This is a genomic window from Thalassospira sp., from assembly GCF_048059015.1.
In the GTDB taxonomy this organism is placed as follows: domain Bacteria; phylum Pseudomonadota; class Alphaproteobacteria; order Rhodospirillales; family Thalassospiraceae; genus Thalassospira.
On sequence record NZ_JBLLNT010000018.1, the window covers coordinates 1 to 15,714 of the forward strand.

At 54.6% G+C, this 15,714-nt stretch carries 11 protein-coding genes and 1 pseudogene; 6 read left to right on the forward strand and 6 right to left on the reverse strand.

Going from position 1 to position 15,714, the window contains the following annotated elements; all coding sequences use genetic code 11:
* From ACMZ66_RS20080 to ACMZ66_RS20095, 4 genes are all read left to right on the forward strand, one after another.
* The coding region (locus ACMZ66_RS20080; protein WP_416940014.1) for a TRAP transporter large permease at positions 1-990 on the forward strand (990 nt) is incomplete at its 5' end.
* Between the two features lie 68 nt (positions 991-1,058).
* On the forward strand, positions 1,059-4,700 hold the full coding sequence (locus ACMZ66_RS20085) for a hydantoinase B/oxoprolinase family protein (RefSeq protein ID WP_416940016.1): 3,642 nt from the start codon (positions 1,059-1,061) through the stop codon (positions 4,698-4,700).
* 336 nt (positions 4,701-5,036) lie between these two features.
* A complete protein-coding gene (locus tag ACMZ66_RS20090) occupies positions 5,037-6,713 on the forward strand; it encodes an FMN-binding glutamate synthase family protein (protein ID WP_416940018.1) in 1,677 nt (558 codons plus the stop codon).
* Positions 6,714-6,752: 39 nt separating this feature from the next.
* The gene (locus ACMZ66_RS20095) at positions 6,753-7,106 is read left to right on the forward strand and encodes a VOC family protein (protein ID WP_416940020.1); all 354 of its coding nucleotides are present in this window, start codon (positions 6,753-6,755) and stop codon (positions 7,104-7,106) included.
* A 30-nt stretch (positions 7,107-7,136) separates the two neighbouring features.
* On the opposite strand, the pseudogene ACMZ66_RS20100 reads toward ACMZ66_RS20095, so the two are convergent.
* From ACMZ66_RS20100 to ACMZ66_RS20115, 4 genes and pseudogenes are all read right to left on the reverse strand, one after another.
* Positions 7,137-7,382 (reverse strand): annotated as a pseudogene (locus tag ACMZ66_RS20100) (YjhX family toxin); the annotation flags it as partial.
* 236 nt (positions 7,383-7,618) lie between these two features.
* Positions 7,619-8,095 carry a GNAT family N-acetyltransferase gene (locus ACMZ66_RS20105; protein ID WP_416940021.1) on the reverse strand — a complete coding sequence of 159 codons (477 nt, stop codon included), beginning with the start codon at positions 8,093-8,095 and terminating at the stop codon, positions 7,619-7,621.
* Between the two features lie 169 nt (positions 8,096-8,264).
* Positions 8,265-9,266, reverse strand: a complete 1,002-nt coding sequence (locus ACMZ66_RS20110; protein WP_416940023.1) for a diguanylate cyclase — start codon at positions 9,264-9,266, stop codon at positions 8,265-8,267.
* Between the two features lie 71 nt (positions 9,267-9,337).
* On the reverse strand, positions 9,338-10,759 hold the full coding sequence (locus tag ACMZ66_RS20115; RefSeq protein ID WP_416940024.1) for a branched-chain amino acid ABC transporter permease: 1,422 nt from the start codon (positions 10,757-10,759) through the stop codon (positions 9,338-9,340).
* 170 nt (positions 10,760-10,929) lie between these two features.
* Here ACMZ66_RS20115 and ACMZ66_RS20120 point away from each other — a divergent pair, with 170 nt between their 5' ends.
* Positions 10,930-11,637, forward strand: coding sequence for a TIGR00266 family protein (locus ACMZ66_RS20120; RefSeq protein WP_416940026.1), 708 nt, complete (start codon positions 10,930-10,932; stop codon positions 11,635-11,637).
* Between the two features lie 213 nt (positions 11,638-11,850).
* Positions 11,851-13,254, forward strand: coding sequence for an FAD-linked oxidase C-terminal domain-containing protein (locus ACMZ66_RS20125; RefSeq protein WP_416940028.1), 1,404 nt, complete (start codon positions 11,851-11,853; stop codon positions 13,252-13,254).
* A 74-nt stretch (positions 13,255-13,328) separates the two neighbouring features.
* On the opposite strand, the gene ACMZ66_RS20130 is transcribed toward ACMZ66_RS20125, so the two are convergent.
* Entirely contained in the window at positions 13,329-14,417 is a 1,089-nt protein-coding gene (locus ACMZ66_RS20130) for a lipid A deacylase LpxR family protein (protein WP_416940030.1), read from the reverse strand.
* Between the two features lie 262 nt (positions 14,418-14,679).
* Entirely contained in the window at positions 14,680-15,516 is an 837-nt protein-coding gene (locus ACMZ66_RS20135; protein ID WP_416940032.1) for a DUF2189 domain-containing protein, read from the reverse strand.
* Between the last annotated feature and the right edge of the window lie 198 nt (positions 15,517-15,714).

Sequence of the window (15,714 nt, forward strand, 5' to 3'; positions counted from 1 at the left end):
GGCTGTGGCATCTTTGCTGCTGTCTCGGGTTCTTCGGCAGCAACGGCGGCAACGATTGGCCGCATGTCGATCCCGGAACTGCGCAAGCAGGGCTATGCCGATAAGCTGATCCTTGGCACACTTGCCGGATCGGGCACCCTTGGTCTCCTGATCCCGCCTTCGATCATTCTGATTGTCTATGGTGTGTCGGCCGAACTTTCGATTGCCCGTCTGTTCATTGCCGGTGTTTTGCCCGGTGCGATGCTGATCATCATGTTCATGAGCTTCGTTGGCATTTGGGCCACAGTAAACAAGGACAAGATGCCGCCTGCGGCACCGACCCTGCCATTTGCTGAAAAGCTTCGTGCATCTGGTCGCCTTATTCCGGTCATTGCCCTGATCGCTGCGGTTATTGGTTCGATCTATGGCGGTGTTGCCACCCCGACCGAGGCAGCAGCATTCGGTGTTGTTGGTGCGCTGATCCTGTCGCGTCTGAGCGGTTCACTGACATGGGAAAGCCTGATTGATGGCATCATGGGTGCAACGCGCACATCTTGCATGATCTGCTTTATTCTTGCTGGGGCTGCTGTTTTGACCGTTGCCATGGGCTTTACCGGTATCCCGCGTGAGCTGGCTGCATGGATCGCGCATATGGAACTGTCACCCTATGCGTTGCTTGCAGCACTGACCGTGTTCTTCATTGTTCTTGGCTGCTTCCTTGACGGGATTTCGGTGGTGGTACTGACCACGTCTGTGATCCTGCCGATGGTACAGGCTGCCGGGATCGATTTGCTCTGGTTTGGCATCTATGTGGTTCTGGTGGTCGAAATGTCGCAGATCACCCCACCCGTAGGCTTCAACCTTTTCGTTTTGCAAGGTCTGACAGGCAAGAACCTGTTTGCGATTGCGCTGGCTGCTTTGCCCTTCTTCTTCCTGCTGTTGCTCGCCGTTCTGATGATTACGATTTTCCCGGAAATCGTGACCTGGCTGCCGCAGCAAATGAACGGCTAACCGGCTTTTTGAAGATCTGATCGTTCGTACAGAATTTTATGACTACAGATGCCCAAGGAGACAGCATCATGGCTTCTCACGACCAAAATTCGCCCGCTTCGCAGACCACCGGCCAGCCAAAATGGCAGTTCTGGATTGATCGCGGCGGCACCTTTACCGACATCGTTGCGCGCAAACCCGATGGTTCGCTTGTCACCCACAAGCTGCTGTCGGAAAACCCGGAACGCTATCGCGACGCCGCCATTCAGGGCATCCGCGAACTGCTTGAAGTTCCTGCTGGCGAAAAAATCCCGGCCGAGAAAATCGAAGCCGTAAAGATGGGCACCACGGTTGCCACCAATGCGCTTTTGGAGCGCAAAGGCGACCGCACGGTTCTTGTCACCACCAAGGGCTTCCGCGATGCACTGCGTCTGGCCTATCAGAACCGTCCGCGTCTGTTTGATCGCAACATCAAACTGCCAGAAACCCTTTATGAAAGCGTGATCGAGGCTGATGGTCGTTTCGACGCGCAAGGGGCTGAACTGACCCCGCTTGATCGCGACAATCTGCGCAAAGATCTTCAGGCGGCTTATGACAGCGGCATTCGTGCTTGTGCCATCGTCTTCATGCATGGCTATCGTTACACCGCCCATGAAAATGCTGCAGCCGAAATTGCCCGCGACGTTGGCTTCACCCAGGTTTCCGTAAGTCACGAAGTCAGCCCGCTGATGAAGCTGGTATCGCGCGGTGACACCACGGTTGTGGATGCTTATCTTTCTCCGATCCTGCGCCGCTATGTGGATCAGGTCGCATCCGAGCTTGGCGGCGTGAAACTGATGTTCATGCAGTCCAATGGCGGTCTGACCGATGCGGCCAAGTTTCAGGGCAAGGACGCGATCCTGTCTGGTCCGGCTGGCGGTGTTGTCGGCATGGTTCGTACGGCCGAAATGGATGGCTTTAAACAGGTCATTGGTTTTGATATGGGCGGCACGTCAACCGACGTTTCGCACTATGACGGCGAGTATGAACGTGACTTTGAAACGCAGGTTGCCGGTGTGCGTATGCGTGCGCCGATGATGAAAATTCACACCGTGGCCGCTGGTGGTGGTTCGATCCTGCATTTCGATGGTGCCCGTTTCCGCGTGGGGCCGGACAGTGCCGGTGCAAATCCGGGCCCGGCTGCTTATCGCCGTGGTGGTCCGCTGGCCGTAACCGACATCAACGTCATGCTGGGCAAGGTTCAGCCAGAATTCTTCCCGAACGTCTTTGGTCCTGAAGGCAACGAGCCGCTTGATGCGGATGCAGTTCGCGCGGGCTTTGCCGACATGGCGCTTAAGATCAAGGAAAGTACGGGTCAGGTCAGAACACCCGAAGAAGTCGCCGAAGGCTTCTTGCGTATTGCTGTTGAAAACATGGCAAACGCGATCAAGCAAATCTCGGTGCAGCGCGGCTATGACGTGACCGATTACATCCTGCAATGCTTTGGCGGTGCCGGTGGTCAGCATGCCTGTCAGGTGGCTGACACCCTTGGCATGACCAAGGTGTTCGTCCATCCGTTTGCCGGTGTCTTGTCGGCCTATGGCATGGGCCTTGCCGATATTCGTGCGATGCGTGAACAGGCCGTCGAAGCCAAACTGGCGACCGAAGCACTAGCCGGTCTTGGCGAGCAGCTTGATGCGCTGGCGGTTGACGCCCGTGGCGAATTGCATGAGCAGGGCATTACAGATGCCAAAATCTCGATGCTGAAAAAACTGCATCTGCGTTATGACGGTACCGACACCCCGCTGATCGTTGATTTTGGCGATGTCGATGCCATCAAGTCGCAGTTCGAAGAACAGCACAAACAGCGCTATGGCTTCGTCATGAGCGAAAAGCCGCTGGTCGTTGAAGCCGTTGCTGTCGAGGCAATTGGCGAAACCCAGGGCCTGCCAGACGCCGAAGCCGAAGCATCCCACGAAGATGTCGCAATCAATGCACTGGCATCACGCCGTGTTGTCTTTGATGGCGAGGCACAGGACACCCCGTTCTACAAACGCGAGGCCCTGAAGCCGGGTGCGACCGTGCGTGGTCCGGCTGTGATTGTCGAACCGGTCGGCACCACCGTGATTGATCCGGGCTGGGAAGCCAAGGTCAATGGTCGTGACCATCTGGTCCTGACCCGCGTTGTCCCGATGAAACGATCCGAGGCGATTGGAACCCAGGCCGATCCGGTGATGCTTGAAGTCTTCAACAACCTGTTCATGAACATCGCTGAACAGATGGGCGTTACCCTTGCCAACACTTCCTACTCGGTGAACATCAAGGAACGTCTGGACTTCTCCTGTGCCGTCTTTGATCAGGAAGGCCTTCTGATCGCCAACGCTCCGCATATGCCGGTCCATCTTGGATCGATGGGTGAGTTGGTTCAGGCCGTCATTGGCAACAATGCCGGCAAGATGAAGCCGGGCGACGTTTATATGCTGAACGATCCGTATAATGGCGGCACGCATTTGCCCGACATTACGCTGATCACGCCGGTCTTTGGTGATGATGGCAAGGATGTTCTGTTCTATGTCGCATCGCGTGGTCACCATGCCGATGTTGGCGGGATCACCCCGGGCTCCATGGCGCCGAATTCCCGCATTCTTGAGGAAGAAGGCGTTCTGATCGACAACTTCAAACTGGTTGATCAAGGCAAGTTTGATGAAGCTGGCCTGACGGCACTGCTTGAGGGGGCAAAATACCCGGCCCGTAACCCGTATCAGAACATTGCTGATCTGCGCGCACAGATCGCCGCCAATGAAAAAGGCGTGCAGGAACTGCGCAAGATGGTCGATCACTTTGGCCTTGATGTTGTTCACGCCTATATGGGCCACGTTCAGGACAATGCCGAAGAAAGTGTTCGTCGCGTGATTGATGTGCTGAGTGACGGCGAGTTTTCTTACGAGATGGACAATGGCGCGGTCGTAAAGGCCAAGGTCACCATCCATAAGGAAACCCGGTCGGCAACGGTCGACTTTACCGGAACGTCCGATCAGCTTGATAACAACTTCAACGCACCGTCGGCCGTAACCCGTGCAGCTGTGCTTTATGTCTTCAGAACCCTTGTTGATGATGACATTCCGCTTAATGCCGGGTGCCTGAAGCCGGTCAATCTGATCGTGCCCGAAGGTTCCATGCTGAACCCGCGTTATCCGGCCGCCGTTGTTGCCGGTAACGTTGAAACCTCCCAGCATGTCACGGACACGCTTTATGCGGCCCTTGGTGTCATGTCAGGTGCACAGGGCACCATGAACAACTTCACTTGGGGCAATGATACGCATCAGTATTATGAAACCATCTGCGGTGGTTCGGGTGCCGGTCCTGACTTCGACGGCACCAGCGGTGTTCACACCCATATGACCAACTCGCGCCTGACCGATCCCGAAGTCCTTGAATGGCGCTTCCCGGTCATGCTCGAAAGCTTTGAAATCCGCAAAGGGTCGGGTGGTAAGGGCAAACACAAGGGCGGTGATGGCACCACCCGTCGTGTTCGCTTCCTTGAAGACATGACCGCATCGATCTTGTCCAACCACCGTCGCGTGCCCAATCAGGCCGTTGCCGGTGGCGAACCCGGCCAGCTTGGCCGCAACGCAATCGAACGCGTTGATGGTTCCGTGATCGAGCTTAAAGGCACCGATGGCGCAGAAATGCATCCGGGTGATGTCTTCATCATCGAAACACCAGGTGGTGGCGGTTACGGCAAGGCCTAAGGCCAACTGCTCATGTCACCATCCACTTCTGACCGGAAACGCTGATTTCCCCCTTAACACGGCGTTTCCGGTCACCGCACTCCCTGCTAGCAGCACCTTGGCCGCCCGGAGTTTATCTCCTGGGCGGCATTTTTCTTGAACTTGGCACGACCATCCCTACATGGTGAAGAAGTGGGGACTTCTTTAAAATCAACGACATTGCCATTGAGGCTTGCGGACAAATCAGGGATGATCGCAGGCAATGCTGCAATCAGGGATCGGTTGCCAATGCCTGCCCGCACAGGCGGTGACCAAGGATCCATCAGGTCGACCTGACAAAAACAGGATGAGAGCACCGTGAAATTCTTGATCTTGAACCAGCGCTATTTTGTCATCGGCAGTGTCGCGCTTTTGACAGTCATTTCCGTGATTTGTGCTGGCACTGTCGATAGCTGGTTCTGGGTGCCAGCCGTGATCTTTGGGCTGTTGCTTCTGGTCGGTGCACATGACCTGCATCAGCATAAACACTCCATCCTGCGCAACTATCCCATCAGCGCGCATATCCGCTTTATCCTTGAAAGCTTCCGCCCGGAAATTCGCCAGTATCTTCTCGAAAGCGACCAGGATGAAATCCCGTTTAGCCGTCAGGCACGTGGTCTTGTCTATCAGCGCGCCAAGGGTGTCGAAGACAAACGCCCGTTCGGCACGATCGAGGATGTCTATAAATCGGGCTATTCATGGATCACGCACTCGGTTGCGCCCAAGCACATCACTGATACCAATTTCCGGGTGCGCGTGGGTGGTCCGCATTGCAAGCAGCCCTATGATTGCAGCCTATATAATATCTCGGCCATGAGCTTTGGCGCGCTTTCGGGCAATGCGATCCTTGCTCTTAACAAAGGGGCAAAAAAGGGTGGCTTTGCCCATGACACGGGCGAAGGCAGCATTTCGCGTTATCACCGCGAAGGCGGTGGCGATCTGATTTATCAGGTGGCGTCGGGCTATTTCGGGGCGCGCAACGAAGACGGCACATTCTCCGAAGAAAAGTTTGCCAAAACCGCCTCTGACCCGCAGGTCAAAATGATCGAGGTGAAGCTAAGTCAGGGCGCAAAACCCGGCCATGGCGGTATGTTGCCGTCAGCAAAAATCTCGCCCGAAATTGCCGAAGCACGCGGCATCCCGATGGGACAGGATTGTGTTTCGCCTGCCGCACATAGTGCCTTTGATACCCCGATTGGCCTGATGGAATTCATCGGACGTCTGCGTGATCTTTCGGGTGGCAAGCCTGTTGGCTTCAAGCTGTGTATCGGTCACCGTCGCGAATTCATGTCGATTATTAAGGCGATGCTTAAAACCGGCATCACTCCGGACTTTATCGTAGTTGACGGCAAAGAAGGTGGCACCGGTGCCGCCCCGGTCGAATTCGCTAACCGTGTCGGCATGCCGATGCAAGAAGGCCTGACATTCGTTCATAATGCGCTTCGTGGTGCAGGCATCCGCGATCAGATCAAAATCGGTGCGGCGGGTAAAATCGTCTCGGCGTTTGATATTGCCCGGACCCTTGCGCTCGGTGCTGACTGGTGTAATGCCGCGCGTGGCTTCATGTTTGCACTGGGCTGCATTCAGGCGCAAAGCTGCCACACCAACTGCTGCCCGGTTGGTATCGCGACACAGGATAAAATCCGCCAACGCGCCCTTGATCCGGGTGATAAAAGCGAACGTGTCGCGCGTTTCCACAAAAACACCATGCATGCATTGGCTGAAATCACCGGTGCAGCAGGCCTAACCGATCCGCGTAACTTCATGCCTTATCACTTTATGGTCCGCCAAAAGGACAATGAATTCCTTGATGGCAATGAAGCCTATCCGTACTTGCCCGAAGGGTTCCTTGTTTCAGGCAACGAAATTGACGAGCTTTCCGAATGGCATTCCCGCTGGGATCGCGCGTCGGCCGAAACCTTTGCGCCAAAGGAAATCCCGTTTGGCCCCTATAAACGGGTTAAGGACACCCCCAACGAAGAAGCCGCTCAATAGCCAGACATTAACCCCCAAAAAAGCAGGACCATCGCCCCAATGGTTGTTAAACGAATTGTCGCAAACTTTGCGGTCGATGACATCGCAAAGGCCGAACGTTTTTATGAAGATATCCTCGGCCTTGATACTGTCATGGATCATGGCTGGATCAGGACCTTTGCCGTTGCCGGTGAAACCATGACCACACAGGTCAATTTCGCCACCGAAGGCGGATCAGGTACGCCAGTTCCTGATATGTCGATTGAGGTCGACGACCTTGATGAAGTGCTTGGCAAAGTGACCGATGCCGGGATTGCAATCGAATATGGCCCGGCTGACGAGCCATGGGGTGTCAGGCGGTTCTATGTTCGTGATCCATTTGGCAAGCTGATCAATATTGTCATGCATAAATGAAGAAAGCCCGGCCATTGGCCGGGCTTCTTGTTAGCGTTGAAACATCTCCGCGCGGACCGCAACCAACCCTTCGCGGGTAATGCGATAGGGGGCACCGGCGCGGGATCGGATGAAGCGGCGTTTGCGCAGTTTCTTGAAAACCTCGATCGTGCAGGCGGTCAGAAACCAGCCGTCACGGGTAATGCAATCAGCTTCGAGGATACGGTTGCGGTCGTCCTTGATCACTTTGATCAGGCCGCCTTGTGCGAGTGCGTGAAGCACGCGCTGTTCATTCTTTGAAAGATTTAATGCTCAGAGTCCGAAAACCAGTAAAGAAAACGGTTTTCGATCGGGACGGGCACAACAGTACCGGTCACGCGCACCCGATTGTTGGTCGGGCAGGCGGTCCGATCTGCTGATCAGCGGTCTGGATGGTCAGGCTTTCAAACCGCGATCAGCGGCTGTGCCGGGACTCTGACATAAAAACTCCGATTAAATTCAGAACGGCAGATAGCCGTTCTGAGATCAATCTGTCAAGCAGCGCGCTGCATTTCGACGGTGGGGATATCACGATCCGGGACCGGTCCGGTGACCAGGAATCCGAACTTGCGATAAAATGCCTTGGCGCGTTCATTATGGGCCACGACTGTCAGGCGGACATTGGTGCGCGTGCCTTTTTCGGCCAGCGCATCAAGGGCAGCAATCATCAGTGCCTTGCCAGCGCCACTACCGTGGGCGGCGGGGTCGACCATGATCCAGTCGATTTCCGGGATTTCGTGAATGGCAATCACATAGCCCAGAAGGATGTCTTCCTTGGTCGCGACATAGACCGAATGGTTCTGACTTTCCAATGCCTTGGAAAAGACGTCGGTCGACATTTCAACATAGCTGGCAACAACACCGGTCGCGGCATCGCCCATGCCATCAATGAAATAAGTCGAATTGGTTGCCCGTTTTGTCAGCTCGCGGATGAAGGGAAGATCGTCGGCAGTGCCTTTGCGGATCTGCATTTTTTGTAAGCTCGTGAACGTTATTCTTTGCGGGACTTTTCGCCCGGGCCGCAGTGTCGCCGAAAAACGATACCATGTCGTTAATGATTGTTCCGAGCAGGCAGAGTTTTTGTGAAATGCGCAGGATGATTTGGCCCGAAACCCAACGGTTACAGGCACATAGTGGGTGCTAGTTTTTGCGTTTTTTCTTGTCGCGATACATTTCCAAATCGGCCATCGCCATCATGTCATCAAGGTTCTGATCAAGCGGCTCGAAAAACACCGATGCGCCAGAACTGATTTCCGGTGTTTCGCGGATCGGGGATTTGGGATTGGGAACAACAAGCTTTGCCCGTGTCAGGGCATTGCGAACGCGGGCAATGATGGTGGTCAAATCACCCCGATTGCGCACAAAGCCAAGGACTGCGAACTCATCCCCGCCAATTCGGCCACAAATATCAACCTCGCGGATGCTGGCGGTAATGGCATCGGCAACCGCACGCAAGGCTGCATCACCTGCGGCATGTCCGTAATCATCGTTCCAGTGTTTCATGTTATCGAGGTCGATAAAGATGATGCCGATATTGTGGTGGTAGCGCTTGGCGATGCGGATTTTCTGTTCGGCGAGCAATTCAAATCCGGCGCGGTTATTAAGCCCCGTCAGCGGATCTGACATCGACAGGGTCCGCATGATTTCGAACTGTTCATACAAACGCAAATCCGCCTCGATCAGATCACGAAACACACCCATCAGTTCCTGAAGCGTTTCTTCATAACCGGTTGGCTTTTTATCAAACACGCACAGTGTGCCGTACACCACACCATTGGGCCACAAAAGCGGAATGCCGAAATAGGACACATAGCCATCCTCGATCAGTTCCGGGTTGTCTGCCCATTCCGGTTTGCCGGTGGCATCGCGTTCGTAATAGGTGTCTTTGGTCTGGACAACGCGGCGGCAATAGATATTGGCATCAAGCGGTTCGGCCTTGCCTGATACCTTGCGATAGGGGTTTTCGGGGTTTTGACTGGTCAGGGCGGCGCGATAGCCATGCTTTTCGTGATATTCAACGATATAGCCCGCTGTTGCGCCAAGCAATGTGGTCATCAGGTCAACCACGCGCTGCCACTTGTCGAGCGACGCCTGCATGGCCTCGTCCTGAGAAATCCAGTCCAAATTCTTAAGCGAGACCATCCTGATCGCCTTCGTCACCTATCGATAAAATGACCGGACCTTGGTCCGGAATTTGCGGGTGGGGCTTTTATTCATATTTGTCCCGAGCGGGGCGAGAACAAGCTGTCTTTTCCATCATTTACGCCAACAAGCCCACCCGGACGCAGGACCAAAATTGCGGCAAGTAACCCGAAAACAGCCACGTCACGATATTCACCCCCGAAATATCCCGACCAGAATGCTTCCATCAGGCCAATGACAAATCCCCCAAGCCAGGCCCCGCGCATATAGCCAATCCCGCCAAGAATTGCCGCGACAAGTGCCTTGAACCCAAATAGCGTACCGGAGTGAAAGTTAATCACGCCATAACGAAGCGCCATCACGGCCCCGGTGATCCCGCACAGAAACCCTGCCAGCAAGAATGTCTGTGCTTCGATGCGTTGCAGTGACACTCCGCATAGTGCGGCGGCAATCCGGTCCTGGCTGATCGCGCGCCATTGCCGTCCGAACGCGGTTTTCGCCATACCCCAGACAAGTGCACCACCAATCACACAGGCCAGTCCGATGGACAAAAGATCAAAGCCCAACAACCGTACCACAAAATGGTCACTTCGTATTAGTGGTGTCGAATATTGCCAAAGTGGCGGCAGGTTAAAGTTCCGCGCCGAAATGACGATGCGAACGAACTCCTGAATGAATAAAACGCAGCCAAGGGATGCGACAATCATCGCCCGCCCGCCAGCGGCCTTTTGCCCCAGCGGGCCAAACACATTTCGCCATGTCAGGTGGCTTAGCCCCGATCCGACAAAGGCAGCCATCGCCGTTGCCCCGATCACAATCAGCGCAATGTTCCAGCCCATCATGGATGACAGGAGCAATCCAAAGATCACCGTGGACAGGGCGGCTGTCATGACAATCTCGCCAAAGGCCAGATTGATCCGCCCGATCAGCCCGTAAATCAGGGTAAAGGACAGGGCCAGCAACCCGTAAATCGCGCCGCGCGACAGGCCGTTGATCGTGATCTGCAACCCATACGCCAGATCGCCATCAATCTCTGGCACATCAATTTGCAGTCCCTGATCGACATTCTCGTAGCGTTCAAGGGCAGCACGACCAACCCGATCTAGCCAGAACCGGTTCAAGATCGACAGATGCGTCGGCGAAATCACGCCATAACGGCTGCTTTCAATGCCGATCAGTTGGCCCGGCATATTCGGGCGGTCGGGAATGGTGAAGTGACAGGTCAGGCTGTGAATTGGGGGCGGTGTTGGTCGGCTTGCGGTGGTGTCCGAGAGTAGCTGATAATTCAGCGTAACGGTTGCCGGATCAGTGATCTCGTCAAACCGGGTCAGAAGCCGGATTTTTGTCGCGTCATCCTCAATGCCCGGCAGGGCAATGCGGCAGATATTGAAGTTCCACGGATCATCGGGCGCACAGCCAGCAAGTCCCGCGGCCAAAACCGGCAGAAGGCAAAGCAAACGCCATAAAATCCTGATCTGGAACCGATAATGCACGCAGGCCTCCGGTGGATCGCGAAGGTGATATCCTGCTTGATTTTCAACTTTTTACAAGATGCTGCTGTGTTTGTTTACCGGATTGTTGCCCCTTTTCCTTGCGATCAGGATCAACAGGTTTCAGACTTGGCCGATAAACCAATTCACTTTGATAAACAGGAGCTACCCGTATGGCAGACGTGATCGACTATGTAATCCACGGCGAAGAGATGCAGTTGGTCGAAATCGAACTTGATCCGGGCGAAGGTGTCCGCGCCGAAGCCGGCGCCATGATGTATATGGGCGACGGCATTGCCATGCAGACCGCAACCGGTGGGGGCATCTTTGCCGGTTTCAAACGCATGCTGACCGGCGAAGGCTTCTTTATCACAAGTTTCGTCCATGAAGGATCGGGCAAGGGCCATGTTGCCTTTGCCGCACCCTATCCGGGCAAGGTCGTTCCGCTGAACCTTGCTGAACATGGTGGGGAAATCATCTGTCAGAAGGATGCATTTTTGTGTGCTGCGGCGGGCATTGATATTGATATCGCCTTTTCCAAGAAGCTCGGCGCGGGCCTGTTTGGCGGCGAAGGTTTCATCCTTCAGCGCCTTAGCGGTGATGGTATGGCCTTCATGCATGCGGGCGGCACCATCATTCGCAAGGATTTGCAGCCGGGCGAAACGCTTCGGGTTGATACCGGTGCACTTGTCGCCATGACCCCGTCGATTGATTATTCGATCAAGTTTGTTGGCGGCTTTACCAATGCACTGTTTGGCGGTGAGGGGCTTTTTGTCACGACCCTTGAGGGCCCCGGCACCGTATGGCTGCAAAGTCTGCCATTCTCGCGTCTGGCGGATCGTATTGCCGCGGCCCTGCCGCAGGATCGCAATAAGGGATAACGCACCCCGGTTGGTGTGAATGTGTTGGGCGACAGGGGGAGGGCGATTGAGCCAGCCTCTGTCGCCCTGATCATTTTTTTACCTCTCAGGGTTAAAAGGTAATACCAATTTCGGATATCTGGGCGTAGGGTAGGTGCCGAACAATTTTGGCCAGTTGGTCCGCCCCACAACGTGACCGACGCCCAACTGCCACCAGGACCAAAGAGGAAACCCATGTCAGATCGTCAATATGAACGCATTGAAACACCCGAAAGCCTGATCAGCGCCCTGCGCGAGATGCTTGGGGATCGTCTTTCAACGGCGCAGGCTGTGCTTGAACAGCATGGCAAGGACGAAAGCTGGCATGCGGCGTCTCCGCCCGATGCGGTTGTTTTTGCAACCTCGACCGAAGAAGTCGCCGAGGTCGTCAAACTTTGTGCATCCCACGAAGTTCCGATTGTGCCGTTTGGCACCGGATCGTCGCTTGAAGGCCATGTTGCGGCCCTTCGCGGTGGGATTTGCATTGATGTGTCGCGCATGGATGCGATCCTTGAGGTCAATAACGAGGACCTTGATTGCCGCGTTCAGGCAGGTGTCACCCGCGAACAGCTTAATGATCATTTGCGCGATACCGGCTTGTTCTTCCCGATTGATCCGGGCGCCAATGCATCGATCGGTGGCATGACGGCAACCCGTGCATCGGGTACCAACGCGGTGCGCTATGGCACCATGCGTGAAAATGTCATCAGCCTGACGGTGGTGACCCCGGGTGGCAAAATCATCAAGACGGCTAATCGTGCACGCAAATCATCGGCGGGCTATGACCTGACGCGTTTGTTTGTTGGTTCCGAAGGAACCCTTGGTGTCATCACCGAGATCGGCTTGAAGCTGTATGGCATCCCCGAAGCAATGTCGGCAGCCGTTTGCTCCTTCCCGTCAGTTGAGGCAGCGGTTGATACCGTGATCCTGACCATTCAGGCTGGTATTCCGGTCGCACGCATCGAGTTTCTCGATGAATTACAGGTGCGCGCGGTCAATAACTATTCCAAGCTGGGTTATAAAGAAGCACCGACCCTGTTCTTTGAATTCCATGGCACCGAAGCAGGCGTTAAGGAACAGGCAGAATTCGTGCAATCGGTTGCCGAAGAATATGGCGCCGAAGAATTCCAGTGGGCTACCCGTCAGGAAGATCGCAACAAGCTTTGGGCAGCGCGTCACAAGGCCTATTACGCATCCCTTCAGTTGGAGCCGGGCAAGGCCGGTATGCCGACCGATGTCTGTGTGCCGATTTCAAAACTGGCCGAAGCAATTACCGAAACCCGTGCGGATTGCGATGCCAGTCCGCTGACCTGCACCATCATTGGCCACGTGGGTGATGGCAACTTCCACACCCTGATCCTGCTTGATCCGGAAGATCCGGCACAGATGGAAGAAGCCAACCGCCTGCATCGTCGCATGGTCGAACGCGCCCTTAAACTGGGCGGGACCTGCACGGGTGAACATGGCATTGGTTATGGCAAGCTTGACTTCATGGTGACCGAGCATGGCGAAGATACGGTGGCGCTGATGCGCACCCTGAAGGCTGCCATCGATCCAAAAGGTCTGATGAATCCCGGCAAGCTTATCCCTGGTCTTTGATATCATCAGACAAATAGTTCTACGCATTGAAAACGGGGCCATTTGGCCCCGTTTTTGTTTCTGTGCTGATGTGATCAGAAGCGGAAGGAAAGTGACAACGATCCAAACTGATCAGCGCCACTTTGGGCGGTGAATTCAGGCGTGCGATAGACATGGGTGTAAGTCAGGCGGGCTTGACCAACTATGATGGCAACACCGACCTGAAGATCACCGACCAATGGTTCCTTATCCACCGAGGCCGAATTGGCAAAGGTATTGCCATCAAGGGTGATGTCACGTGCGACATAACGCCCGGCAAAACCGGCAAAGATATAACCGCTAAGCGGAAAGCCTTCGGTATCAGGTACAAAGAAGTCCGATCCCGGCAAACTCGGGCGAATACGCGGAGGGCCGTAATCAGCCGGCAGGTCAAAGCCCATGCGGAACATGGTGCCCAGTTCCGCATTGGTAAATGCGTTACCCAGCGTGACTGCCCCATGCGGGGTCGCGTCAAACTCGACACCCAAAAGATCGGCTTCAAACCAGCCGCGATATTTACGCTCATATGTCAGGCCAATGATCGGTTCGTTCTTGATCTGATTGTCCCAGCCTTCGGGATGAGGGCTATTGATCAGCTTATGCACAAAGCTTTGCGTTTCGTCGGCAAGGGACGCCGGACCAACCACACCCAATGTCAGCTCGAGTGTATCAATGCGGGAATAATTGCTGTTCTCGCCCTTTTTCTGAAGCCCCGTATCAGACAGAAGCCCCGCCGTTCCATAAAGCATCCCGGCCCATGGACGGTCATCTGGCTGCGGGGCTGAAAGGGTGATGTCATCGGGAGTATACATCGTCTGACCCAGCGAATAGCTGGTCCGAATGCGTCCTTCTGATGCAAAGAACGGGACCTGTTTAGCGATGTTCAGGAATGATGCCGGTGCGCTGTCTTCGGGCGAGATAAAGGCAAGCCGCACACCATTGGTGTAATGCTGGTCGCTGTTGGTTGGCGTGAATAGATCGTTTTCAACAGACAGCGACACGCCCCATTTATCATCGGGTGTCCGGGTTGATTGCGGGCCAGACGCGGTATCGGTCTGCGCAAATGCGCTATCCATGCCAAGCGTCATGGCAAAGAGTGAACCGGAAACTGCGATAACATGGCGGAACGCAGGAGCGTGAGGCATGATGGATTTATCTCGTCAATGCAGATGGTTGCAGAATGTCTACCTGTTGAACGCTGATTTTGGACAATTTGTGGCGAGCATGCCAGTGATGATTGTGCGCAGGCGAACAAGTTCGCAGACCATCCTGCTACGACATGTGATGGCCATTGGTTTAAACTCCGTCACATGGATTTTGTTCCCATCGCCTTTATTCTTGGTGCCGATAAACGAAAACGCCGCCCCGAAGGACGGCGTTTTACTGTGTCGAACATATGATGTCGGATTACGGAACCTGACGGCGCAGCCGTGCGACGTCGGCCTGACTTTCATCAATGATCCCGCGATAGGCATGCCAACTGGCAAATCCCAGAAGCGGCATCGTGATCGCCAGACCAAACATGAAGACAACCATCCCGCACGCCGACAGGATGGCGATCACACCAGCCCAGCCGATCAGAACTTTCCAGTTCTTGCGAAACGCGCTGACACTGATGATGACAGCAGTGATCACATCAACATCGCGATCCACCAAAAGCGGGATCGAGACCACCGAAATGGCAAAGACAATGATGGCAAGCCCGCCACCAATGATACTGCCGGTGATCAGGAAGGTGATGGCATCGCGCGAGAAGAAGGTTTCCCACACCAGCACATCAAGTGACGGCATGGTGCCATTGTGAAACAGCGCAAACAGCAGCATGGCAATGCGCGTCCATGCCAGGAAAAACAGCATCAGGACAACGCCGATGGCGCCGATCTGCCCCGGATTACGGCGAAAGCCATTCAGACTGTGCCAAAGCGTTACATTCTCGCCCATCTCAAGGCGGCGGCTGGTTTCATAAAGTCCAACTGCCACCAGCGGGGCGAGTAACATGAAGCCCGCTGCCAAGGGCAGGGTCAAATAGGGCTGCCCGGTTCGAAAAATGCTTAAGACCATAAGCCACCCGGCCAATGCGCAAAGTGCGCCATAGGCAAGGCCAATGGCAGGGGTGCGTTTGAAATCTTGCCAACCAGCCTGTAGCCACGCACCGGATTGATCGGTGGTGATGGTGCGTACAGTAATGCCGTGCTGACCGGGTTCGACCGCGTTTTCTGGCGTTTTGATTGTTGTATCGGTCATTTTAATCCTCCCTGTCGCAAATGCCTGCAACGATCTTTCGTTAGGAATGAAAGTCAGGATTGAATTTATTGTTTTATAAAATGTATCATTTTAAGGGTGGATTTCCAGTATCCAATTGATTTTAAACTATCTATCTGGATTTCAGGGTGTGGCCTAATCGCCATTTACGGTTTTGTTTCCGTGTTCTCCGACCTTGTT